This window comes from Microbacterium murale, from assembly GCF_030815955.1.
Lineage (GTDB): Bacteria > Actinomycetota > Actinomycetes > Actinomycetales > Microbacteriaceae > Microbacterium > Microbacterium murale_A.
In genome coordinates this window covers 3,422,039-3,445,277 of record NZ_JAUSXK010000001.1, presented here as the reverse complement: position 1 = coordinate 3,445,277, position 23,239 = coordinate 3,422,039, and the positions used below count along the sequence as shown (strand labels likewise).

The following is a 23,239-nucleotide window of genomic DNA, read 5'->3' as shown; positions in this document are numbered from 1 at the left end:
ATGTCACAGCCACATGAGTCCGGTGCTCTTCGTTCGCAGGCAGGCGAATCATCTCAGTTGCAGACGATCAACGCCTTCGCCCGAGCGGTCGGGCTGAGCGCGAGCGCGCTGCGCCAGTACGGAGAGAGTGGCCTCCTGGCCCCTGCCGACGTCGAGGAGCGAACCGGATACCGCTACTACTCGCTGGATCAACAGCAACGGGCGATCTGGATCCGGAGGCTGAGAGATGCCGGGCTTCGCCTGGATCGGATCAGATCGGTGTTCGAGGACGGCACCATCGCGGCGGAAGCGATATTGAACGAGTGGCGTGCCGACACACGAGAGCGCTCCGAGGCGATCGCCGCGTTGGTGGACGACCTGATCCTCACTCTGCGCGCACAGGAGGAGAGGAATCCGGCGAGACGCACCTCGGCCCGTTTCGATGCCGCGGTTCTCGCGTCTGCCATTCGGCAGGTCGCGTCTGCGAGCGCGGATGCCGATGGAGACGGCGATCACGACGGAGTGCTTATCGAGGCCGGATCCTCATCCGTGGCGATCGTCGCCACAGATCGCTTCGTGCTGCTGTCTCGAACTGCCCTTCCAGCGGCCGTCGACGGACCACCGGTGAGAGTGCGGCTTGCCCCGGCTCCAGTGCTCGAATGGCTTCGATTCCGCCGGACGGTGGATCTCGTCGTCGATGCCCCGGCCGGGCGCGACCACGACTCGGCGAGCGCTGCGGTCCGGTTCCGCGACGAGCACGATGACGAGCTCCCGCTGCCTAGCCGGCCGGACCTCTTCCCCAGCGTGCATCGGCTCCTCGAAGCGGATGCGTTCGCACCCACAAAGGTTCTCGTCCTCTTGGACGAGGTGCAGCGCATCGCCTCGCCGGAAGAACACGACACTGTGCTCCTCACGGTCGACGGGGGCGATGCACAGCTGAGATCACCCGGGCGGACGGTCTCAGGAACCGGATTCGGCGCGTCGACCACTGTGACGCTGTCGCGGCCCGCTCTGCGCCGCATCGCCGACGCCGCCGTCGGGCGCGAGCTCACGTGCGACATCCACGGCTCCGACCGCGCGCTGGTGTGGCGCAGTCCCGGTCAGCCCGACTTCGTCGCGCTCATGATGCCAGTGGCATGACCTCGATCAAAGCGTCGCGAGGATTCAACGCCTGGGTCGCCGCGACGGTCGGTTCGGAACTGGGCTCAGGTGTTCTCGCCTTCGCCCTGACCTGGACGGCATCCGGTCACGGCCCGCATGTCGCATCCGCTGTGCTCACACTGACAGTCGCACCGGCCGTGCTCCTCGGGCTTCTCGGTGGCGCCGTCGCCGACAGGTTCGGCCCTCACCGCGTCATGATCATCTGCACGCTCGCAATGATCCTTGTCAGTGCCGGCCTCGGAGTCGTGGTCCTCGTCCGTGAACCGACGTCGGCTCTTCTTCTGATCACGGCGGTGCTCATCGGCACCATCGCCGCGTTCCAGCGACCGGCATCGAGCGTGTTCCCTCGTCTTTTCGTCGCCGATGCTGATCTGGGCACGGCGATGGCGCGCGTCGGGATGGCGAGTCAGTTCGCGAGGACCATCGCTCCACCTGCCGGTGGATTGCTCGTCGGCCTCATCGCACTCAGCGGGGTCGCATTCGTGGATGTCGTCGGCGGAGTCGTGATGCTGGTCGCACTACTGCTGATCACGCCGCCGAAGGAGCACACTCCGGCCCGCGAGGCCGTGACCTTCCGCGGCATCGTGGCGGGCGTCACCACGGCTCGCGGCACAGACGGCGTGCCCGCACTGCTGGCCTGCGTCGCGATCGTCGCGGGCGCCGTCATCCCCGCCGTCCTGCTCGGGATCCCCCTCGCCGCCAGAGAGCGCGGGTGGTCGGCGTCGGAGGCCGGGATGATCGAGGCCGGCTGGATCGCCGGCGGTCTCGCCTGCGGTGCGTGGTTCGCGTGGCAAGGGACAGCAGCGAAGGCGTGGCGCCCCATGGCCCTCGGTCCGCTGATCGTCGCTGCGGGTCTCGGACTGCTCGCCATCGCGACGGACTGGATCGTCGCTCTGGCCGGCACGACCCTGATCGGCGTCGGAGTGGTCGTGTTCACCGCCCATGTCTTCCCGACATACGTTCTGCTCGCGCCGCCGCCGATGGTCTCCAGGTTTCAGGGGCTGCTGATGCTCGTGCAGCAGACACCGCAGCTCATCGTGAATCCCCTGATCGGATTCTTCGTCGCGGCCGTCGGAACCGGTCCTGTGCTCGCTGTATCCGGGTTGCTGGCGACGCTCGCGACACTCACCGTCGTCACCGACAGGACGTTGCGGACCTTCACGACGAGGTGATGACGCGGGGAAGCATGCTCCGACGTAACGACGTGCGACTCACGCTCTACGATGGAACCGACGATCCCGACACCCACCCACAGCACAATCGAGGTTCGAGACTTGCAGTACATCTCCACACGCGGCGGCACGCTTGGACAGTTCAGTGATGTCCTCCTGGAAGGACTCGCACCCAACGGCGGCCTCGCGGTTCCAGAGACGCTGCCTCGCCTCAGCGCCGGTGACCTCGAGCAACTGCGTCCACTGAGCTACCCCGAACTCGCGACGGAGATCATCGGCCTGTTCGCCACCGACATCCCGCGCGAAGACCTCGCTCGCCTCACTACGGCGGCTTACGGCGGCGGAAAGTTCTCGGCCGAGGAGATCGTCCCGATCAGCGAGATCGGCGAGGGCATGACGCTGGTGGGCCTGTCCGAGGGGCCCACGCTGGCTTTCAAGGACATGGCCATGCAGTTCCTCGGCGAGGCACTGGAGTACGTGCTCGAGAAGCACGACCGCGTGCTGAACGTGCTCGGCGCGACCTCGGGCGACACGGGGTCGGCTGCGGAGCACGCCTTGCGCGGTCGTGACCGGGTCTCGATCTTCATGCTCTCCCCGCAGGGCCGCATGAGCGCCTTCCAGCGTGCGCAGATGTACTCGCTGCAGGACGAGAACGTGCACAACATCGCCGTCGAGGGCGTCTTCGACGACTGCCAGAACCTCGTCAAGCGCCTCGCGACCGACCTCGATTTCAAGCGCGCGCACAGCCTCGGCGCCGTCAACTCGATCAACTTCGGTCGCATCTCGGCGCAGATCGCCTACTACGTGTGGGCATGGCTGCGCGTCACCGACGCCGTGGCCGAGAACGAGCGCGCCGACTTCGAGGTCTCGTTCGCCGTGCCCTCGGGCAACTTCGGCAACATCCTCTCCGGTCACTACGCGAGGAGCATGGGCGTCCCCATCCGCAAGCTCGTGCTCGCCTCGAACGAGAACAACGTGCTCGACGAGTTCTTCCGCACCGGTCATTACCGTCCGCGCAGCGCCGAGAACACGCTCGCGACCTCGAGCCCGTCCATGGACGTCTCGCGTGCATCGAACCTCGAGCGCTTCGTCTTCGACCTACTGGGTCGCGACCCCGAGCGGACTGCTGCCGCCTGGCACGAATTGGAAGAGCGCGACGAGATCGACCTCTCCGGCGAGCTCGACCGCTTCGAGTCCGAGTTCGGAATCGTCAGCGGCACCAGTACGCACGAGGACCGGCTCACGACGATCCGGGAATTCTCCGAGAACAGCGGAGTCGTCCTCGATCCCCACACCGCCGACGGCGCCAAGGTCGCGCGCCCGCACATCGAACCCGGCATACCGATGCTCGTGCTCGAGACGGCCAAGCCCGCCAAATTCGCGGATCTCATCATCGAGGCGATCGGCACGACGGTCGAGCCGGATGCCGAGACGCAATCGATGCTCGATGCCGCGCAGCGCGTGACGCGAATGCCGCACGACGAGCAGCAGCTCCGGGCGTACATCAGCGAACGCGCCCTGGGCTGAGCTTCAGCATCCGAATCTTGAAAGCAGGAATTCGAGGTTTCTGAGCACCCAGAACCCCCGAACTCTCTCTTTCACTCGGTCGGGTCAGCGCTGAGAGCGCCCTATCCTCGGAATATGAGCGACAAGGTCGATTTCAAGAGGACGATCGACGCGTACCGTGCTCGCAAGGGCCGCTTCGACGTCATCGACGTACCTGAGCTGAGCTACCTCATGATCGACGGTCATGGCGACCCGAACAGCGCACCGGAGTTCACCACCGCTGTCGAAGCGCTGTATCCGCTCGCCTATGGCTTGAAGTTCGCCAGTAAACGCACTCTGGAACGCGACTACACGGTCATGCCGCTCGAGGGGCTGTGGTGGGCAGATGACCACTCCGCATTCACGGCCTCCCGCGACAAGTCGAAGTGGGATTGGACGCTGATGATCATGCAGCCCGAGTGGATCGACCACGAGATGTTCGCGGATGCCGTCGCCACCGCATCCGCGAAGAATCCTGATGCCCGTGTACACGACGTGCGCTTCGGCTCGTACGCCGAAGGCCGGTGCGTGCAGACACTCCACGTCGGAGCATTCGACGACGAGGCGCCGGTGCTCACCGAAATGCACGACGTGTTCATCCCGCGGAACGGTCTGCGGATGACCGGGAAGCACCACGAGATCTACTTGAGCGACCCCCGTAAGGGCGACTCGGCCAACCGCCGCACGATCCTCCGTCAACCGGTGGCCGCAGTCTGAACCCGATCAGCTCGTCGCGACCGCCACGGCGGTGACGATGATCGCGAGCAGCGGCAATCCACCCTGCATCGCAGCGGACTTCGCCATCTTCGGGTTCGAAAGAACCAGGACGAGTGCGGCCGCGAGCATCATCCCCGTGCCCGCGAAGACCAGAGTGAGGCCGACTGTCGTCAGCCCCGAGAGCAGCAGCGCGATGCCGAGCAGCGTCGTGAGGGCGAGGAACAGGTTGTAGAAGCCCTGGTTGAATGCCAGCGGCTTCGTGGTCTCCGCATCCGCCTCGCTGGCCACGCCGAAGATCTTGCGTGTCTCGGGCTCCGTCCATCTCAGGGACTCGAGAGCGAAGATGAATACATGGAAGGCGGCGGCAGCCGCCGCGAGGACCAGTCCGAAGATGAGCATGAACTGATTCTCCCCCACTCCGTCGCCGTCAGAGCAGGAAGATCGGCAGCAGCCGCGGATTGTGCGCGTGCACGAGAACCGCGAACACCACGGCGTCGAACAGCAGATGCACTGTGACCACATATCCGAGCGAATGCGTCCGGAGGAATATGTACCCCTGCAGCAGCGCGAACGGAATCGTCAGCAGCGGGCCCCACTCCCGATAGCCGAGCTCCCACAGGAACGAGACGAAGACGATCATCTGCAGAACATTTGCGAGCGCATCCGGGAAATGCCGTCGCAGCAGCGCGAAGACCGTGCAGATGAAGAACAGCTCGTCCCAGATACCCACCGCCCCGACACCGACGAAGAGCCGGGCGATCAGTTCTGGCGAGTCCACGACCGGCCAGTTCAGATATACACCGCTGGTGATGAAGTAGAACGGGAGTATCAGCCAACCGAGCACCAGCACAGCGATCAACCAGCCCCACTGCAGCCGCCCCCAACGTCGGCCGGTGCGCCAGGGGAAGCTGATCGCGCGGTCGCGATAGACGAATCGTGAGATCACGTACGGCACGGCCACTGCTCCGCCGAGGGCGAGCGTGAACCTCAGCATGGCCATGTTGTCGAGTTCGGCGGCGAGCGGGATCACGCTGACGATGAGCAGGCCGAGCGCGATCAGCGAGAGATCACGCGTGAGAGAGGGCGCGGATGCTGAGAGATCGCGCGCTGTCTCAAAATCTGCGCCGACGCGGACGACCGGCCGTCGCACAGGCCAGCGCCGCTCGATCAGCCACGCCGCCGCGATGCCGGCCGCGAGCAGCAGCGACCCCAACCAGGCCCACTGCACGACGAAGAATGCCGGAGCCGCCAGGCATACGAGCAGTGCCGGGGCGAGCCCCGGAACCCAGCTGACCGCGGGTCGTGTCATGCCCGAGACTTACGCCGGTACACGAGGTCTCGGATGTCGCGTCCCTTGGCGATTCCCTTGCGCTCGAACGCTGTCATGATGCGGCCCTCGAATCGCTCGGCCCATTCCCCGTCGAACGCACGCTCGAAATTCGGCTCGGCATCCAGTACCTCACGCATCTGCAGCGCGTAATCCTCCCAGTCGGTCGCCAGCCGCAGCAGACCGCCGTCCTCAAGCGCGCGGGCAGCGGTGTCGCCGAATCCAGCACGCACGAGCCGCCGCTTGGTATGGCGCGTCTTATGCCAGGGATCGGGGAAGAAGATCCATACCTCTGCTGCCGCCCCCTCCGGCAGGTAGGACGCGAGAACCTCGGGAGCATTCGCCTCGATGAGTCGAAGATTCCGCACGCCGGCCTTGTCAGCGTCGAGCATCGTGCGCGCAAGCCCGGCACGGAAGACCTCGATCGCGAGGAAATCGTCGCCCGGCCGAGAAGTGGCCGCCGAAATGATCGCGTGGCCCTGACCAGACCCGATCTCGACGAACAGGGGCGCATCGCGGCCGTACTCGGCCGCGGGGTTCAGCCTCGCATCCGCGTGCACGCTCGTGGAGGCGAGGCCACGAGGAACGTTCAGCAGATACTGCGGAGCGAGATCACCGAACGCACGGTCCTGCGCCTCCGACATCCGTCCGCTCCGGCGTACGAACGAGACCGGCTCTTCACGGAAGACGGGCGTTTTGGGCATACCTCGATCTTAACCGGCGCCGCTCCCTCAGCCTGTCGAAGGCTCCGTCACGAAATCGATCAGCTCTTCGACCCGGCCGAGCAGCGCCGGCTCGAGATCGCGGTACGTGTGCACCTTGCTCAGGATGTGCTGCCAGGCGCGTCCGGTGTCGCCCTGCGTCTCGTGGGGCCACCCGAACGCACGGCAGATCCCGGTCTTCCAGTCGGTTCCACGTGGGATCTCCGGCCACCGAGCAATACCAAGGGTCTTCGGCGTGACGCACTGCCAGACGTCGATGAAGGGATGCCCGACGATCTTCAGATGCCGTCCGTGCGGGCCTCGCAGAATGCCATCCGCGATCCGCGACTCCTTTGAACCGGGCACGAGATGATCCACGAGCACGCCATAGCGTCGCGCGGCGCTCGGTGGCTCATTCGCCAGCAGTTCTTCGAGCTTGTCCACACCCTCGAGGAACTCGACGGCGACGCCCTCCACCCGCAGGTCAGCGCCCCACACTTTCTCGACGAGCTCGGCGTCGTGCTTGCCCTCGACAAGGATGCGGCTGGGCAGAGCGACGCGGGCCCGCTGATCGGCGACGGCGAACGACCCGGACGCTGTGCGCCTCACCGCCTGTTTCGACGGCGCAGGCGGCGTCAGGCGCACCGGCTGTCCGTCGATCAGGAATCCGCCGCCGAGAGGGAACAGGCGCTTGCGACCGACGCGATCCTCCAGCTCGACATTCCCTGACTGCACTCGTGTCACCGCACCGCAGAACCCGTCATCCGCGACCTCGACCACCAGGTCGTGCTCTGCGGCGACGTTCGGGATCTGCTTGGCTCCGCGGTTTCGCCATCCGCTCGCGAGCACATCCGAACCGTACCTGTCGTCCATGCCTTCCAGGGTATGTGCCCGCTCGGCGCTTCCCGGCGGCGACACAGATTCTTTCCCTAGAGTCGCTATCGTCGGTCGTCGGTAGTGAATAGACTCGATGCGCACGGGGGCTCTGAGCCACCTCGGAGGGAGCACAATGCGGACTCGTATGACGGTCGTGCTGGGGTTGATCGTGGCGATGTTCGCTTCGGGCTGGGGCGCATCCGCCGCGGTCGCGACGCCACCCGTGACGCTGAGTCCGGACTTCGTGACCGACGAGGCCGGAGTGCTCAGTTCCGGCGAACTCGATGCCGCCAACGCACGCCTCGGCGACCTGGCCGCGGCTGACGGCGGCGACCTGTACGTCGTGTTCGTCGACGCGTTCACCGATCCCGACGACAGCGTCACGTGGACAGATCAGGTGGCCGCCGACAACGGACTCGGTCCGGATCAGTACCTGATCGCCGTGGCCGTCGACGCCGGGCAGTACGCGATCTCCGCGGATGCCGGCGGTCCGTTGAGCGACAGCGAGATCGACGCGGTCGTGCAGGCGATGGAGAACGGCCTGCGCGCGGGCGACTGGGACGGCGCCGTCATCGCGGCAGCGGACGCCTTCCCCGGCCAGCCCGGTCAATCCGGCGACGCCGGCGGTTTCCTCGGCATCCTCATCGCGCTCGTGGTCGTCGCGATCGTTGTCATCGTGATCGTGCTGATCCTGCGCTCGCGCAAGAAGAAGAGGGATGCCGCACGTCCGACCGTCCCAGATCCGAACGACCCCTACGCCGCCGTGAGCGATGAAGACCTCGCGACGCAGGCCAGCGGCGCCCTCGTGCACGCCGACGACGCGATCACGTCGAGCCGCCAGGAGGTCGGCTTCGCGGTCGCACAGTACGGAGAGGACTCGACAGCCGCATTCACGCAGGTCGTCGAAGCCGCACACGCGAAGGTCGCAGAGGCCTTCGCCCTCAAACAGCAGATCGACGACGAGGTGCCCGATACCGCAGAGCAACGCCGCGCCTGGCACATCCAGATCCTCCAGCTGTGCGATGCGGCAGACGATCTGCTCGATGAGAACGTCGAAGCCTTCGAAGAGCTACGAAAGCTCGAGGCCGAAGCGCCTCAGGCTCTCGAACGGCTCACTGCGCGTCGCGCAGCCGCTCAGCAGGCGCTCGCCACTGCGCCGGGCGCTCTCGCGGCGCTGTCGCAGAACTACGATGCGGCGGCCCTCTCGACCGTCGCGGAGAACCCCGAGCAGGCGCAGCAACGGCTGTCCCTCGCCGATTCTGAGATGGCCGAGGCGACTCAGCTGATCGCGGCCGAAAAGAACGGCGAGGCCGCCTTCGCCATCCGCACCGCAGAAGCCGCAGTGCAGCAGAGCGAGGAGCTCGTCGCCGCTGTCACGAATCTCGGCGCGAACCTGTCGACGGTGGAAGAACAGGCACGCGCGCTCATCGCCGATCTCGAGGCCGACCTCGCCGCCGCAGCGGCCATGCCCGACTCGCAGGCGCAGCTCGCACCGTTCATCGCACGCACCAGGGCGAACATCGACAGCGCACAAGCGAGTCTGCAGGCTGGTCAGCGCAATCCGCAGCAGGTTCTCGAGGCTCTCGACTCGGCGAACACGCAGATCGACGCGGCACTCGGACAGGCACGTGAGGCATCCGCCCTGTCGCAGCGCGCGCAGCACATGCTGCAGCAGAGACTGGCTCAGGCGCAGGCGCAGATCTCCGCAGCCACGGACTTCATCACGACCCGCCGCGGTGCGATCGGTGCGACGGCTCGCACCCGGCTCGCGGAGGCGAATGCCGCGTACTCCGAGGCCGTGGCCATACAGGCGACGGATCCGGGGCAGGCGACCGAACGTGCGACCCGCGCTGCCAGCCTCGCCGGCGAAGCCCTCTCGTACGCCCAGAGCGAGGTCTCCTCGTTCAACAACGGTGGCTGGGGCGGCGGCGGATGGAGCGGCGGCGCCAGCAGCGGCTGGGGAGGTAGTGGCGGCAGCGGTCTGGGTGGCGACATCCTCGGCGGCATCCTCGGCGGCCTGATCAGCAGCGGCGGCTCGAGCCGCGGCAGCGGCGGATGGAGCGGCGGCAGCAGCTGGCGCTCCAGCGGCAGCAGTCGCAGCAGCCGCCCCTCGAGCTTCGGCGGCGGTTCCCGCAGCGGCGGACGCTCCAGAGGGGGGCGCTTCTAACATCGCTCCCCTGTTCTCACGACTCTCACGACGTAACCGACCTCAAAAGACTCCGTCTCAACCGAAAGGAAACACCATGACCAAGCAGTCCATCTTCGGTCGCATCTCCACCCTGGTGAAGGCCAACATCAACGCGATGATCGATTCTGCGGAAGACCCGCAGAAGATGATCGACCAGCTCGTGCGCGACTACACCAACAACGTCGCCGATGCCGAAGCGGCGATCGCCGAGACGATCGGAAACCTGCGTCTCCTTGAGCGCGACCACGAGGAAGACGTCCAGGCAGCGAAGGACTGGGGCAACAAGGCCCTCGCCGCGAGCCGCAAGGCCGACGAACTCCGCAAGAGCGGCGATGCGTCCGACGCGGACAAGTTCGACAGCCTCGCGAAGATCGCCCTGCAGCGTCAGATCGGCGCCGAGCGCGAAGCGACCGGCGCCGAGCCGACCATCGCGTCGCAGACGGAGATCGTCGACAAGCTCAAGAGCGGCCTGAACGGCATGAAGGACAAGCTGGGCGAGCTCAAGAACAAGCGCAGCGAGCTGCTCGCCCGCGCCAAGGTCGCCGAGGCGCAGACCAAGGTGCAGGATGCTGTCTCGTCGATCAATGTGCTCGACCCGACCAGCGAACTCGGTCGTTTCGAGGACAAGGTCCGCCGCCAGGAGGCACTTGCCCAGGGCAAGGTCGAACTCGCAGCGTCGAGCCTGGATGCACAGTTCGAGAGCCTCGACGACCTCGGTGAGCTCACCGAGGTCGAGGCGCGTCTCGCCGAGCTGAAGTCCGGCGCACCTCAGTCACAGATCGAGTCCTGAGGCTCCTGATGCCCCGGGCCGATGCGCCCGGGGCATCCCCATTCTTGTCTGGAGGTCCCCGTGGCCAGATTTCTCGTGGCGCCGCAGTGGCAGGGCTCGCCCGCCCCTCGCGCGATGCTGCTCGTCGACGGTGCGACCGCCATCGCCGGCGACCTTCCACGCAAAGCGACGACGGTGCTCGACGTCCCCCTCGAAGCCGGTGACTCGCTGGGCACCCGTGTGCACCGCTTGAGCTCCCTGCAGCGCGTCCGTGACCTGATCGCGCAGGAGATCACAGCCGGCACGGTTCTCATCGGCGGCGACTGCAGCGTGACTGTCGCGGCCCTCGAAGCGATCGACCGTGAGGACCTCGCCGTCGTGTGGTGCGATGCGCACCCTGATCTGCACACGCCCGAAACCTCGCCCTCAGGGGCTTTCTCAGGGATGGCGCTGCGCGCGGTGCTGGGCGAAGGAGAATCTGAGCTCGCGCTGTCCCCCGGCATTCCCCGCGATCGCATCGTGACAGTCGGCGCTCGCATCGTCGACGACGAAGAGGAGGGGCCCCTCGCCGGTCTCGCGCAACTCTCCGTCGACGATCTCGACGACGTGGATGCCCTGGCAGAAGCCGTCGCAGCAACCGGGGCCGGCCGCGTCTGGGTGCACATCGACGTGGACGTGCTCGACCCGGCCGAACTCGCCGGGGTCTCGTCGGCCGCCCCGTTCGGCGCCAGCACGAGCGCGCTCAGCGCCGCGATTCGCGCGCTTCGCGCGCGGGTTCCTCTCGCAGGCGCGACGATCGCCGGTTTCGCACCGCGCTCCGCCGATCACGCTGTGGATGATCTCGGAGCGATCCTCCGTCTTGTGGGTGCCGTCGCGTGAATGAGGACTGGAGCGCCACCGCCGACGCCGTTCTCGCGCGTGGTCGTCGATTCGACCGTCGCATTCCGGCATTCCTGCTGCGCTCACCCATCAGCCGCCTCGGCTATGCCTGGGGAACGGCAGTCGGATGGACCTGGGGATCGATATGGAGCACAGGACCGGTCGAACGGCGCGGGGGGCTCTGGGTCTTCCAGGGCATGCCGAAATGGACGTTCAATCGCGGCGGAGTGTGCGTCGGCGGCTGCTTCCTGACCGGTGACGCACGGCCGAGCGATGCCGTGCTACGACACGAAGCCGTGCACAAGGCGCAATGGCTGCGCTACGGCTTCCTCATGCCGGTGCTGTACCTGTTCGCAGGCAGAGATCCGCTGCGCAATCGCTTCGAGATCGAAGCCGGACTGGAAGACGGTAACTACGTCCGGAGAGCGCGGAACCGCTCAGAGCCGAGCTGACGGCTCAGCGGTCGAGCGGAAGCAGCCCGAAGCGCTCCGGCGCATGAATCGTGGACGCGGGAATGTCGAGTTCATTCGTGAGGTGCTCGACGATGTCGGCAGTGCCCAGGTAGCCACCGAGCAGGGTCACGTGCGTCGGGTTCTCGCCGTCGCACAGCATCTCATCCGCCCACGCGCAAGTGGCGCGCGCGACGGCCTCACCGGTGGCGCAGGATCGACCGCTGCCCGGTGCACCCGAGCGTGAGGAGCGCGTGAGCCAGGTCACCGTCATGCGAGCGGGCGCCTCGACGATGCCGACGTCGCTCGCATCCGGCACCTCGATGAAGATGCGACCCGACGCACACAGCGGAAGCGTCACGAGGAACGCTTCGAGCTCTGCCAACGAGTTCTCGTCAGCCGTCACCAGATAGTGCGCGCTCAGGCGCTCTGCGCGGCGGCGAGCCCGCCCAGTGCGGACGTCGATGGAGGTGGTCATGATTCCTCCATGGTATCACCGAAGAAGGGTTGCCTTACCTATACAAGGCTCATGCATCGATGAGAGCCCGTCGCAACGAGGCGAGTTCGTCACCCGTCATCCCGTTCGCCTCGAGATACGCCGCTGCCGATCCCCATCGCGCATCCACCTCTTCGAGAAGCCGTCGCATCACGTCTGCCGGCGACAGCGTGGCCAGGGCGACGGCGTGCTGCGCTTCCGGATGCTGCACCTCCAGGAACGCCACGATCTGGCGGTTGCGCTCTCGCGGCAGCATGGACGCCGTGAGCGCATAGTCGCTGATTATCGACTCGCGATCCGCCCCCACCGCGGCGAGGGCGAGCGCGACGGTCACTCCGGTACGATCCTTGCCGACAGTGCAGTGCACGAGCGTCGGCTCGCCTCGCGCGATGATGCGGATCGCATCGGCCAGCCGTTCACCGCTCTCCTCGAGCAGTTGAAGGTACATCTCATCAAGACTCATGTCGTCTTCGAAGAACGATGCGACGGAGCCGAGGAACAGCGGGAGATGCGTCGTCGCGATCGTCTTCGCCGGAGAAGGGGCGCTTGCGACCTCCTGTCCGTCGCGAAGATCGACGATATGTGACACGCGTCGCTCGAGCTCCGCAAGGCCCTCGGGCGTGGCCGACACCAGGTTGCCGGACCTGAACAGCCGCCCTTCACGAATCCGACCGCCCTCAGCCGGCATGCCTCCGACGTCGCGGACGTTGAAGACGCCGTCGATGAGGACGACGGTCACGCGGGCGCCTGCGCCACACGGGGCGGGACCGGATAGCGGCCGGCCACGACGATCCTATTGAAGGCGTTGATCGACACGCACGCCCAGCTCAAGGCGGCGTACTCCTTTTCCGTGAACACGCTTCCGACTCGGTCGTACACGTCGTCAGGGATGCCGCCCTCGTGGATCAAGGTGAACGCCTCAGCGAGCTCCAGCGCCGCCCGCTCACGGTCGGAGAAGACTCCGCTCTCGCGCCAGACGGGAATCTGCAGGAGCGTATCCGAGTCGACGCCGGCGGATGCGGCTCGATCGAAGTGGATCCGCGTGCAGTACGCGCAGCCGTTGAGCTGCGAGCAGTGGATCATCACGATCTCTTTGAGGCGGTCGTCGATGCCGTTCGCCGCACAGATCTCGCCCACCGTGCGAGAGAATGCATCCAACGCCTGATACGCGGCCGGCTCAGTCTTCGACAAGTGCACGCGTGTCTCGCTCATACTCCAATGATATGACGAGGTGCGACACATCGTCGCCGACGCGAAGAAGCATAATGCATAGTCAGAAGGCGCTCTATTACGCTTTATTGTCCCTTTTCTGTCCCGAGCTCTTGTCGTTCTGATCCCGTATTTCACACAAGACAGGTCTGGGGGCCAGAATATGGTCGTGGCGACAGAGACCAATGAGTTCAGTTATCTCCCGCATCAGGCGCAGGCGCTGAACGTTCCCTTGCCGGTTGTCGAGCGTGTGACGGTTCCACTCGCCGACGGACGAGAGCTCAGTGCGCTGCGCTTCGGCGACGACGCTCCCGTGGTCACCCTTCTGCATGGTGCAGGACTCAACGCGCATACGTGGGACACGACGGCACTGCTGCTGCAGAGGCCGGCTCTGGTGGTCGACCTCGCTGGACACGGTGACTCCAGCTGGCGAGAAGACCTCGACTACTCCCCCCGCACTCTCGCCGCGGATGTCATCGTCGCGCTCGAGAAATGGGCGGACGAGCCGCAGGTCCTCGTGGGGCAATCGCTCGGCGGGCTGACAGCCGCTGCCATAGCCTCAGCGCGTCCCGATCTCGTCCGTGAGCTCATCACCGTCGACATCACCCCTGGAATCGATACCTCCGGCGGGCCGGCCGCTCTGCGTGAGTTCTACGACGGGCCGACGCACTTCGCCTCTCGCGATGAGCTCGTGGAGCGTGCGATGTCCTTCGGCCTCGGCGGCTCGCGCGCGGACACCGAACGCGGCGTCTTCTTCAACTCTCGCGTCCGCGCCGACGGCCGCGTCGAGTGGAAGCATCACTTCGCTCACCTCGCCGCCCAGGCGATGGCTCCGGCCTCCGCCGATGCCCCCGCGCCCACGGGCGCGGCTGCGCCGATCCTTGACGCAACCGGGTGGGATGATCTGGCAGAGACGACAGCCCCGATCACGCTCGTACGCGCGACATCGGGCTTTGTCAGCGAGACCGACGGAGACGAACTGCGCCGGCGTGTACCCACCGCCCGTGTGATCGCGCTGGAGGCCACGCACAACGTTCAGGAGACGGCCCCTGCCGAACTCGCCGAGCTGATCCGTGCTGCGGCGGACTCGCCTGCCTGAGGAATGTGACGCCGCATTCCGCTGTTCTGACCACACTGACCGCCCATCCATAGGCTCTACCCGAACTGGCACACAGCACTTGCCGCCCCGAGAGGATCCCGCACCTTCATGTTCCGAAGAAACAGACGCCTCGCCGTCATATCGGCGCTCGCCGCAACTGCCGTCATCCTGAGCGCCTGCGCAGGCTCCCCTGAGCCCGTCGTCGAGACCTCGAAGGGCGAGCCCGACCTGAACGCCACGCTCTCGGTGGGGCTCGTGCTCGAGCCGAGCAACCTCGACATCCGCCACACCAGCGGTGCCGCGATCGAGCAGATCCTCATCGACAACGTCTATGAAGGCCTCGTCACGCGCTCGCAGGACAACACGATCGAACCGCGCCTCGCCTCTGACTACGAGGTCTCAGACGACGGACTGACGTACACGTTCACGCTGAACCCGGATCTGACCTTCCACAGCGGCACGGCTCTCACATCGGCCGATGTCGCCGCCTCCTATGAGGCGGTGCGCACTGACGCGACGCTGCAGGGCAACGCCGAGTTCGCGAGTGTCGCCTCCATTGCCGCTCCGGATGCGGCCACGGTCGTGATCACTCTCACCGAGCCGAATCAGAACTTCCTGTTCACCCTCACTGGTCCCGCCGGCCTCGTCTTCCAGACCGGTGACACGACCGATCTGCAGACGGCTGAGAACGGCACCGGCCCGTTCACGCTGGAGAACTGGAGCAAGGGCAGCACCATCACCTTCGCCCGTTACGACGATTACTGGGGCGAGCCGGCGAAGGTCGCCGAAGTCGTCTTCGAGTACATCCCCGACTTCACTGCCGGGGTGAACGCGGCCCTCGACGGGAGCCTCGACGTGCTGACCGCGGTCGACCCGAACCTCGCCCCACAGCTGGAGGATTCGGGCGACTTCGTGCTCACCACCGGCCGCACTACGGACAAGGCCACGCTCGCGTTCAACAACGCGAAAGCTCCTCTCGATGACGCGCGGGTGCGCGAGGCGTTGCGGCTCGCGATCGACCACGAAGGACTCATCGAAGCGGTCGGCGCCGGCGAGACGCTGTACGGTCCCATCCCAGAGCTCGACCCCGGCTATGAAGACCTGGCGGACGTCGCGCCGTACGACCCTGAGCGTGCCAAGGAGCTGCTCGCAGAGGCGGGTCAGAAGGATCTCGAGCTCACCCTCACGATCCCCTCGTTCTACGGAACGACCGTGCCGCAGGTGCTGGTCTCGGACTTCGCCAAGGTGGGCGTCACACTCGAGGTCGACGCGGTGGAGTTCCCGACCTGGCTCGAGGACGTCTACACGAACAAGGACTACGAGCTGAGTTTCGTCCTGCACGTCGAGCCTCGCGACTTCGGCAACTTCGCCAACCCGGACTACTACTTCAGCTACGACAACCCGGAGGTGCAGTCGCTCTACGCCGAGGCACTCGCCGAGACCGACGAGGAAGCATCCGCCGAGCTCCTCGCCAAGGCAGCACGTCTCGTCTCGGAGGATCACGCCGCCGATTGGCTCTACAACGGCGCCACCATCACCGCGGTCAGCCCGCTGGTCGCCGGCTTCCCCGAGGATTCGATCAACTCGCGCATCAACCTCGCCGGCGTCACCAAGACGGCTGAGTAGCCAAGGCGTGATCCGCTACACACTCACACGAGGAGTCCTGCTGATCGCAGGACTCCTCGTGTCGAGCGTGCTCATCTTCCTCACGCTCCGGGTCTTCCCGGGCGATGTCGCCCAGCTCATCGCCGGCACCCAGGCATCACCTGCCACGGTGGAGGCCCTGCGCGAAGCGCTCGGGTTCAACCGTCCGCTGGTCGTGCAGTACGGCGAGTGGATCGGAGGAGTGCTCAGCGGCGACCTCGGCACCTCTCAGCTCAGCGGCGCATCCGTCGGCGCGGAACTCGCCGAGAAGGCACAGGTGACCGTGCCGCTCGGCCTCATGGCTCTGGTGATCGCCATGCTGATCGCCGTACCGCTCGGGATCCTCTCCGCCCTGTGGCGCGGCCGTGCCTCCGGCACGGCACTCAGCGTCACTGCGCAGGCGCTGGCCGCCGTGCCCGTGATCTGGGCGGGCATGATGCTGATCGTCGTGTTCGCAGTGTGGCTGGGCTGGCTTCCCGCCCAAGGCTTCCCCCGTGGCGGCTGGGACCACCCCTGGCAGGCGTTTCGCGCACTCATTCTTCCGGCACTCACGATCGGCATCGTCGAAGGGGCCATGCTGCTGCGATTCGTTCGCAGCGCCACCCTGCAGGCACGAGGGCAGGACTTCGTCCGCACCGCGGCTGCAAAGGGACTCAGCCGCAACAGGGCGCTCGTGCAGCACGGCATCCCTGCGGTCGGCCTGTCGATCGTGACGGTGCTGGGCCTTCAGGTGGCCGGGATCATCGTCGGCTCGGTCGTGATCGAGCAGCTTTTCACCCTTCCCGGGATCGGGCGAATGCTCGTCGCCGACGTCGGCACCCGCGATCTGATCAAGGTGCAGAGCGAACTGCTCGTGCTCACCGGTCTCGTGCTGGTAGTCGGTTTCGTCGTAGATCTCATCCATCACTTCGTCGACCCGCGTCAGAGAGAGGCAGCCTGATGCCGAATTGGCTGCGAGTCCTCTGGGGCGGTGCCACGGGACGCTTCGGCCTGATCACCGTGCTCGTCATCGCTCTCGTCGCGCTGATCTCGGTCTTCTGGACGCCCTTCAACCCGTTCGACGCCAACGTTCGCGACCGCTGGGCAGCGCCCGGCTGGCCTCACCTGCTCGGCACCGACAACACGGGACGCGACATCCTCAGCCTCGTCATGGCGGGAACCCGCACGACCGTGTTCGTCAGCGTAGGCGCCGGGATCGTCGCGACGGTCGTCGGGATCGCGCTCGCCGCGCTGGGCGCGCTCACCGCCAGATGGATACGCGAGACTGTCGCGGTGCTGGTCGACATCCTGATCGCCTTCCCCGTACTGATCATCGCCATGATGATCTCCTCCGTCTGGGGAGGGTCGCTGTGGGTCGTGATCTGGGCGGTCGGGATCGGCTTCGGCGTGAACATCGCCCGCGTGACGCGACCGGAGCTGCGGCGTGTGCAGCAGAGCGACTTCGTGCTCGCGGGCCGGGCAGCGGGCCTGACCCCCGCCCAGAACCTGCTGCGGCATCTGCTGCCGAACGTCGCGCCCGTGTTCATCGTGCAGTTGTCCTGGTCGATGGCTGTCGCGGTTCTGGCTGAAGCGGGCCTGTCGTACCTGGGATTCGGCGCGTCGGTCGTCGAGCCGTCCTGGGGAATCCTGCTGTCCGATCTGCAGCGGTACATCAGCATCCACCCGCTCTCGGTGATCTGGCCGGGTCTGGCCATCACGATCACAGTGCTCGCCCTCAACCTCCTGGGTGACGCGTTGCGCGAGGCAACCGACCCGACACTCCGGCACCGCAGCGCCGAGACCCACACGCCGGCGGTGGTCGCATGAGTCTTGCCGTGCACGACCTCGTCGTCGAGATCGACGGACGCCGTGTCATCGATGGCATCTCCTTCGAGGTTCCGGACGGTGCCAGGCTGGGGCTGATCGGCGAATCAGGATCGGGCAAGTCCCTCACCGCGCTCGCCATCCTCGGGCTCCTTCCCGACGGTGCGACGGCGCGCGGCAGCATCCGATGGGATGACACCGAGTTGCTCGGCATGCCGGATCGCGAACTCGCGCACTTCCGCGGCGACGACATCGGCATCGTCTTCCAGGAGCCGCGGACCGCACTCAACCCGATCCGCACCGTCGGCCGCCAGATCGCCGAATCGGTGCGGATCCACACCGGAGCCGGAAAGCGCGAGGCTCGCGAGCGAGCCATCGCGGAAGCGGCGCGGGTGCAGCTTCCCGATCCCGAGTCGATCGTGCAGAAGTATCCGCACCAGCTCTCCGGCGGTCAGCGTCAGCGCGTCGCGATCGCGATGGCGCTCGCGTGCCGACCGCGACTGCTCATCGCAGATGAACCGACCACCGCGCTCGATGTGACGATCCAAGCCGAGATCCTGCGGCTGCTGCTGTCACTCGTGTCCGACCAGGGTATGTCGCTGATGTTCATCACCCACGACCTCGCCGTCCTTGCGCAGGTCGCGACACACGGAGTGGTGCTCGAGCAAGGACGCATCATCGAAGCCGCGCCCGTCTCGACGTTGCTCACCGCCCCGTCCTCGCCGATCACACAGGGGCTGCTGCGCGACGCCACGGCGACGCTCTGGCGTCCGGACGGCGGGCCGCAGTGAGCCTGATCTCCGCACGCGGTCTCGCACGCGATTTTCCAGTGCCCAAGCGCTCGATGTTCGAGCGTGCGGGTACCCAGACCGCGTTGCACCCGACCGATCTCGACATCGAGGCCGGCGAGGCGATCGGCATCATCGGCGAGTCCGGGTCAGGAAAGTCCACACTGGTACGGCTGCTGCTGGGGCTCGATCGGCCGACGGCCGGGACAGTCTCGATCGACGGCAAGCCCGTGGACGCCACAGGCTCAGCGCACTCGCTGCACTGGCTCCGCCGGCAGACGGGTCTCGTGTTCCAGGACCCGTACGCATCGCTCGACCCTCGGATGAGTGCAGGTCAGATCATCGCCGAACCCCTGTGGGCGCTGGGCATCGAGGGGGATCGTCGAGCCAGGGTGCGCGAAGTGCTCGCGCAGGTCGGCCTGGAACCAGAGATGGCCGACCGCTATCCGCACGAGTTCTCCGGTGGGCAGCGCCAGCGCATCGCGCTGGCACGGGCCATCGCGCATCGGCCGCGCATCCTCGTCGGGGACGAGCCTCTTTCAGCGCTCGACGTCACGGTCCGTGCACAGATCCTGGAACTGCTGGACGAACTGCTGCAAACGGAGGATCTCACGCTCATCATGGTCTCGCACGACATCGGCGTGGTTCAGAACCTGTGCGACACGGTCGCGGTGATGAAGGACGGTCGTATCGTCGAGCACGGCTCGACTCAGGATGTCCTGCTGCATCCGCAGCAGGAGTACACCAAGCGACTGCTGGCAGCGATTCCCGTCATCCCCGGCGGGGGTGGAACAGCCGGCGGCGCGGCTTCGGCGTAAGCGATTTCTGCAGATAGACCGTTCCCAGTGAGCGGCCGAATTTGAAGCCGACCCTCCCCATTCGTCCGACCTCGACGAAGCCGAACTTCGAGTGCAGTCTGATCGAAGGTTCGGCGCCGCTGTCGCTGATCACCGCAACGATCTCTCGCAGCCCGATCTCCTCGCATGCCAAGATGAGCGCCTGGAGGAGTGCGGAGCCGAGGCCCTTACCCCCTGCGCCAGGGCCGAGATAGATGGAGTCTTCCACGGTGTAGCGATAAGCGGACTTGCTCGCCCACGGCTGCACGAGGGCGTACCCGATCACCTGGTTCGACGGTGTGACCGCGACGAGGAACGGGAGTGCGAGTTTCGTGAGCATCGTGAACTTCTCGCGCCAGTACCGATGCGTGCTGCGCTTCTCGTCGAAGGTCACGACGGAGTTCGCCACGTAATGGTTGTAGATCTCACGGACATCAGGAAGATCGCGGAGCGTGGCAGGTCGGATGGTGAACGAGAACGTGCCGGGGTCGGGCTCAGGCTCGCGCAGATGACGCGGCAGCCGTCGACGTCGGTCGCCGGGTTCGAACTGCATGCGCTCAGCTTATAGTTCGCCGTCGACTCGCCAGTCCACCGCGCTCGCATCCTGCTGCTCGAGCAACGCGTTCGCGCGCGAGAACGGTCGCGAGCCGAAGAATCCGCGCCGTGCCGACAACGGTGAGGGGTGAGCGGAGGCGATCACGGGCGTGTCACCGAGTAGCGGCTGCAGGTTCGCAGCATCCCTCCCCCATAGGATCGCCACCATCGGCTGTGCACGCGCGACCAGGCTCCGGATCGCGAGCTCGGTGACCTTCTCCCACCCCCAGCCCCGATGCGACGCGGGGGCACCAGGGGCGACGGTCAGCACCCTGTTCAGCAGCAGCACGCCCTGGTCGCTCCACGCTGTCAGATCACCGTGCGGTGCGGGAGGGATGCCGAGGTCGCTCTCGCGCTCCCGGTAGATGTTCGACAGGCTTCTCGGCAGCGGACGCACGTTCCGGTCGACGGCGAACGACAAACCGATCGGATGCCCCGGTGTCGGGTACGGGTCCTGACCGGTGATCAGCACCCGCACGTCTGCGAGCGGACGCTGGAACGCCCGCAGAACGTGATCCCCGTCGGGGAGATAGCCACGGCCCTCCGCCTGCTCGATCCGCAGGCGCTCGCCGATGCCGCTGATGACATCGGCGACAGGTGCCAGAGCATCCGCCCAGCTGTGATCGATGAGACCCTCATCCGCCAGCTGCGAAAGCGAACGGCCCGGCATCGGCCTCAGCCCTCTCCGCCGCGTACGCGCAACGGTCCTCTCGCCAGCAGATGCTGCGCCGACTGAGCGACCGGACGCATCGTGACCAGATCGAGGTTCACATGTCCAGGCGCATCCAGCGCATATCCGATCACGTCGGCGACGTCGTGTGCGGTGAGCGGCTTCTCCACCCCGGCATAGACGGCTTCAGCGGCGAGGCTGTCGCCGCCGAGACGATTGAGCGTGAACTCCTCGGTGTGCACCATGCCCGGCGCGACCTCGACGACACGGATCGGCTCGCCGTTCAGCTCTTGACGCAGCACCTTGACGAGCATCGACTCGGCGGCCTTCGCCGCGTTGTAGCCGCTGCCGCCCGGATACGCGATCTGCGCTGCCGTCGACGTGACGAACACCATGTCGGAGTGTCCATCGGATTCGGCCGCACGACGAAGCTGCGGCAGGATCCCGGCGACCAGGCGCTGGGTGGCCAGCACGTTGACGTCGTACATCCACTGCCAGTCATCGACGCGCGCGTCTTCCACCCGCTCCGTGCCGCGTGCGCCTCCTGCGACCTGCACGAGGGCGTGCACCGGACCCGATTCCTCGAGCTCGGCGAGCAGCGCAGCCACGGCATCCTCGTCCGTCAGGTCACAGGCGATGGCGGATGCGCCGGTCTCATCCACGAGGGTCTGCAGCCGGTCCGCGCGTCTCGCGACGCCGACGACGTCCCACCCCCGAGCGCGGAGGTCGCGCACCGTCGCCTCCCCGATCCCTGAACTCGCACCTGTCACCACTGCACGCCGTGTCACCATGCCTCCACCGTACGACGTTTCGTCGCGGATTCGTCGCGCGGGGATGTTACGTCACATTTCCCGTGCGTTGTTGACATCGGGGCCGTTGCATACGCTCTGATCAACGGCATCCGCCGCACCCGACCTCAATCCGTTCCAGGGGGAACATATGTCCGCACCTGAGACCTGGCGTTTCGAGACCAAGCAGATTCACTCGGGCGCTGCTCCCGACCCCGTCACCAAGGCCCGCGCCACGCCGATCTACCAGACGACGTCGTATGTCTTCGACAGCGCCGACCACGCCGCGAATCTGTTCGCGCTGGCGGAGTTCGGCAACATCTACACCCGCATCCAGAACCCGACGCAGGATGTGCTCGAGCAGCGGCTCGCCGCCCTGGAAGGGGGCACCGGCGCCCTCGTCCTCGCCAGCGGCCAGGCGGCGTCCACCTTCGCCGTGCTGAACATCGCGCAGGCCGGAGATCACTTCGTCGCGTCCAGCTCGATCTACGGCGGCACCTACAACCTCTTCAAGTACACCCTCGCCAAGCTCGGCATCGACGTCACCTTCGTCGAGAATCAGGACGACGCAGAGGAATGGCGCCGAGCCGTCCGCCCGAACACGAAGCTGCTGTTCGCCGAGACGATCGGCAACCCGCGCATCAACGTGCTCGACATCCGCACCGTCGCAGACGTCGCACACGAGAACGGCGTGCCGCTGATCGTCGACAACACGATCGCCACCCCGTACCTGCTGCGTCCGTTCGAGCACGGCGCCGACATCGTCGTGCACTCGGTCACCAAGTTCCTCGGCGGCCACGGCACCACCATCGGTGGCGCGATCATCGACGGCGGAACCTTCGAATGGTCGAAGAACGTCGACAAGTTCCCCGGGCTCACCGAGCCGGATGCCTCGTACCACGGTGCCAGCTACACCACTGCGGTGGGCGACCCGCTCGCGTACATCATCAAGGCTCGCGTGCAGCTGCTGCGCGACCTCGGCTCGGCGATCGCGCCGCAGAGCGCCTGGAACCTCATCCAGGGCATCGAAACCCTCTCGCTGCGCATCGAGCGTCACGTGCAGAACGCGCAGGAGGTCGCCGAGTGGCTCGACGGTCGCGATGACATCGCTTCGGTCAACTACTCGGGTCTGCCCACCTCGCCCTGGTACGCCAAGGCCAACGAGTACCTGCCCAAGGGCGTCGGCGCCGTGCTGTCGTTCGAGCTGAAGGGCGGCGTGCAGGCCGGTCGCGAGTTCGTGAACAGCCTCTCGCTGTTCAGCCACCTCGCCAACATCGGCGACGTGCGCTCGCTCGTCATCCACCCGGCGTCCACTACGCACTCGCAGCTGACACCAGAGCAGCAGCTCACATCCGGCGTCACGCCGGGTCTGGTGCGTCTGTCCGTGGGCCTCGAGAACATCGACGACCTCAAGGCCGACCTCGAGCAGGCCCTCGACGCGGCCCGCCGTGTCTCGGAGGCCGCTCGCGCCTGATCCGCCAGCTCGCGCCCGGTTCCCGGCGTTCAAGGAGGAAAGTGCTGGTCATTTGCAACTTTGACCGGCACTTTC

The 23,239-nt window shown here is 66.3% G+C and carries 25 protein-coding genes; 15 read left to right on the top strand and 10 right to left on the bottom strand.

All coding sequences use genetic code 11. The annotated features are described in order from the left end of the window. The 4 genes from QFZ46_RS16610 (at position 1) to QFZ46_RS16595 (ending at position 4,574) form a co-directional block, all read left to right on the top strand. Positions 1-1,119 carry a MerR family transcriptional regulator gene (locus tag QFZ46_RS16610; protein WP_307363308.1) on the top strand — a complete coding sequence of 373 codons (1,119 nt, stop codon included), beginning with the start codon at positions 1-3 and terminating at the stop codon, positions 1,117-1,119. Then, the gene (locus tag QFZ46_RS16605) at positions 1,116-2,312 is read left to right on the top strand and encodes an MFS transporter (RefSeq protein WP_307363307.1); all 1,197 of its coding nucleotides are present in this window, start codon (positions 1,116-1,118) and stop codon (positions 2,310-2,312) included. Before QFZ46_RS16610 ends, QFZ46_RS16605 begins: the two co-directional genes overlap by 4 nt. 102 nt (positions 2,313-2,414) lie before the next feature. Then, entirely contained in the window at positions 2,415-3,839 is a 1,425-nt protein-coding gene (gene thrC / locus QFZ46_RS16600; protein ID WP_307363306.1) for a threonine synthase, read from the top strand. 114 nt (positions 3,840-3,953) lie between these two features. Continuing rightward, complete coding sequence (locus QFZ46_RS16595; protein ID WP_307363305.1) at positions 3,954-4,574, top strand: GyrI-like domain-containing protein; 621 nt, start codon at positions 3,954-3,956, stop codon at positions 4,572-4,574. A 6-nt stretch (positions 4,575-4,580) separates the two neighbouring features. On the opposite strand, the gene QFZ46_RS16590 is transcribed toward QFZ46_RS16595, so the two are convergent. The 4 genes from QFZ46_RS16590 to QFZ46_RS16575 are packed head-to-tail and all read right to left on the bottom strand — an operon-like array spanning position 4,581 to position 7,475. Then, positions 4,581-4,973, bottom strand: coding sequence for a DUF1304 domain-containing protein (locus tag QFZ46_RS16590; RefSeq protein WP_307363304.1), 393 nt, complete (start codon positions 4,971-4,973; stop codon positions 4,581-4,583). A gap of 28 nt (positions 4,974-5,001) precedes the next feature. Next, positions 5,002-5,883 (bottom strand): CPBP family intramembrane glutamic endopeptidase, encoded by an 882-nt coding sequence (locus QFZ46_RS16585; protein ID WP_307363303.1) that lies wholly within the window; start codon positions 5,881-5,883, stop codon positions 5,002-5,004. After that, complete coding sequence (gene trmB, locus QFZ46_RS16580) at positions 5,880-6,605, bottom strand: tRNA (guanosine(46)-N7)-methyltransferase TrmB (protein WP_307363302.1); 726 nt, start codon at positions 6,603-6,605, stop codon at positions 5,880-5,882. The genes QFZ46_RS16585 and trmB overlap by 4 nt, the downstream gene beginning before the upstream one ends. Before the next feature lie 27 nt (positions 6,606-6,632). Beyond that, positions 6,633-7,475, bottom strand: a complete 843-nt coding sequence (locus QFZ46_RS16575; protein ID WP_307363301.1) for a DUF3097 domain-containing protein — start codon at positions 7,473-7,475, stop codon at positions 6,633-6,635. Between the two features lie 136 nt (positions 7,476-7,611). Between QFZ46_RS16575 and QFZ46_RS16570 the strand changes: the two genes are divergently transcribed. From QFZ46_RS16570 to QFZ46_RS16555, 4 genes are all read left to right on the top strand, one after another. Beyond that, on the top strand, positions 7,612-9,645 hold the full coding sequence (locus tag QFZ46_RS16570; RefSeq protein WP_307363300.1) for a TPM domain-containing protein: 2,034 nt from the start codon (positions 7,612-7,614) through the stop codon (positions 9,643-9,645). 76 nt (positions 9,646-9,721) lie between these two features. Further along, positions 9,722-10,456, top strand: a complete 735-nt coding sequence (locus QFZ46_RS16565) for a PspA/IM30 family protein (protein WP_307363299.1) — start codon at positions 9,722-9,724, stop codon at positions 10,454-10,456. Positions 10,457-10,516: 60 nt separating this feature from the next. Next, on the top strand, positions 10,517-11,314 hold the full coding sequence (locus QFZ46_RS16560; RefSeq protein WP_307363298.1) for an arginase family protein: 798 nt from the start codon (positions 10,517-10,519) through the stop codon (positions 11,312-11,314). Beyond that, positions 11,311-11,766, top strand: coding sequence for a Fe-S oxidoreductase (locus QFZ46_RS16555; protein ID WP_307363297.1), 456 nt, complete (start codon positions 11,311-11,313; stop codon positions 11,764-11,766). The genes QFZ46_RS16560 and QFZ46_RS16555 overlap by 4 nt, the downstream gene beginning before the upstream one ends. A gap of 4 nt (positions 11,767-11,770) precedes the next feature. On the opposite strand, the gene QFZ46_RS16550 is transcribed toward QFZ46_RS16555, so the two are convergent. The 3 genes from QFZ46_RS16550 to QFZ46_RS16540 are packed head-to-tail and all read right to left on the bottom strand — an operon-like array spanning position 11,771 to position 13,471. Next, positions 11,771-12,241 carry an SIP domain-containing protein gene (locus QFZ46_RS16550; RefSeq protein ID WP_307363296.1) on the bottom strand — a complete coding sequence of 157 codons (471 nt, stop codon included), beginning with the start codon at positions 12,239-12,241 and terminating at the stop codon, positions 11,771-11,773. 49 nt (positions 12,242-12,290) lie between these two features. Next, on the bottom strand, positions 12,291-12,998 hold the full coding sequence (locus QFZ46_RS16545) for a tyrosine-protein phosphatase (protein WP_307363295.1): 708 nt from the start codon (positions 12,996-12,998) through the stop codon (positions 12,291-12,293). Continuing rightward, a complete protein-coding gene (locus QFZ46_RS16540; protein ID WP_307363294.1) occupies positions 12,995-13,471 on the bottom strand; it encodes a carboxymuconolactone decarboxylase family protein in 477 nt (158 codons plus the stop codon). Before QFZ46_RS16540 ends, QFZ46_RS16545 begins: the two co-directional genes overlap by 4 nt. A 160-nt stretch (positions 13,472-13,631) precedes the next feature. Here QFZ46_RS16540 and QFZ46_RS16535 point away from each other — a divergent pair, with 160 nt between their 5' ends. The 6 genes from QFZ46_RS16535 to QFZ46_RS16510 all read left to right on the top strand — a co-directional run bounded on the left by QFZ46_RS16535 (position 13,632) and on the right by QFZ46_RS16510 (position 19,620). Next, on the top strand, positions 13,632-14,567 hold the full coding sequence (locus QFZ46_RS16535; RefSeq protein WP_307363293.1) for an alpha/beta fold hydrolase: 936 nt from the start codon (positions 13,632-13,634) through the stop codon (positions 14,565-14,567). 108 nt (positions 14,568-14,675) lie between these two features. Further along, positions 14,676-16,193, top strand: coding sequence for an ABC transporter substrate-binding protein (locus QFZ46_RS16530; RefSeq protein WP_307363292.1), 1,518 nt, complete (start codon positions 14,676-14,678; stop codon positions 16,191-16,193). Between the two features lie 7 nt (positions 16,194-16,200). Next, a complete protein-coding gene (locus QFZ46_RS16525) occupies positions 16,201-17,151 on the top strand; it encodes an ABC transporter permease (RefSeq protein WP_307363291.1) in 951 nt (316 codons plus the stop codon). Beyond that, entirely contained in the window at positions 17,151-18,017 is an 867-nt protein-coding gene (locus tag QFZ46_RS16520) for an ABC transporter permease (RefSeq protein WP_307363290.1), read from the top strand. The genes QFZ46_RS16525 and QFZ46_RS16520 overlap by 1 nt, the downstream gene beginning before the upstream one ends. Continuing rightward, the gene (locus QFZ46_RS16515; protein WP_307363289.1) at positions 18,014-18,805 is read left to right on the top strand and encodes an ABC transporter ATP-binding protein; all 792 of its coding nucleotides are present in this window, start codon (positions 18,014-18,016) and stop codon (positions 18,803-18,805) included. The genes QFZ46_RS16520 and QFZ46_RS16515 overlap by 4 nt, the downstream gene beginning before the upstream one ends. 53 nt (positions 18,806-18,858) lie before the next feature. After that, on the top strand, positions 18,859-19,620 hold the full coding sequence (locus tag QFZ46_RS16510; protein WP_307364654.1) for an ABC transporter ATP-binding protein: 762 nt from the start codon (positions 18,859-18,861) through the stop codon (positions 19,618-19,620). Here QFZ46_RS16510 and QFZ46_RS16505 read toward each other — a convergent pair. The 3 genes from QFZ46_RS16505 to QFZ46_RS16495 are packed head-to-tail and all read right to left on the bottom strand — an operon-like array spanning position 19,574 to position 21,693. Beyond that, on the bottom strand, positions 19,574-20,191 hold the full coding sequence (locus QFZ46_RS16505; protein WP_307363288.1) for a GNAT family N-acetyltransferase: 618 nt from the start codon (positions 20,189-20,191) through the stop codon (positions 19,574-19,576). The two genes, QFZ46_RS16510 and QFZ46_RS16505, sit on opposite strands and share 47 nt — an antisense overlap. 9 nt (positions 20,192-20,200) lie before the next feature. After that, a complete protein-coding gene (locus QFZ46_RS16500; protein WP_307363287.1) occupies positions 20,201-20,902 on the bottom strand; it encodes a uracil-DNA glycosylase in 702 nt (233 codons plus the stop codon). 5 nt (positions 20,903-20,907) lie between these two features. Then, entirely contained in the window at positions 20,908-21,693 is a 786-nt protein-coding gene (locus QFZ46_RS16495) for an SDR family oxidoreductase (protein ID WP_307363286.1), read from the bottom strand. Between the two features lie 148 nt (positions 21,694-21,841). On the opposite strand from QFZ46_RS16495, the gene QFZ46_RS16490 reads away from it, so the two are divergent. Next, a complete protein-coding gene (locus QFZ46_RS16490; RefSeq protein ID WP_307363285.1) occupies positions 21,842-23,164 on the top strand; it encodes a bifunctional o-acetylhomoserine/o-acetylserine sulfhydrylase in 1,323 nt (440 codons plus the stop codon). The last annotated feature ends 75 nt before the right edge of the window (positions 23,165-23,239 follow it).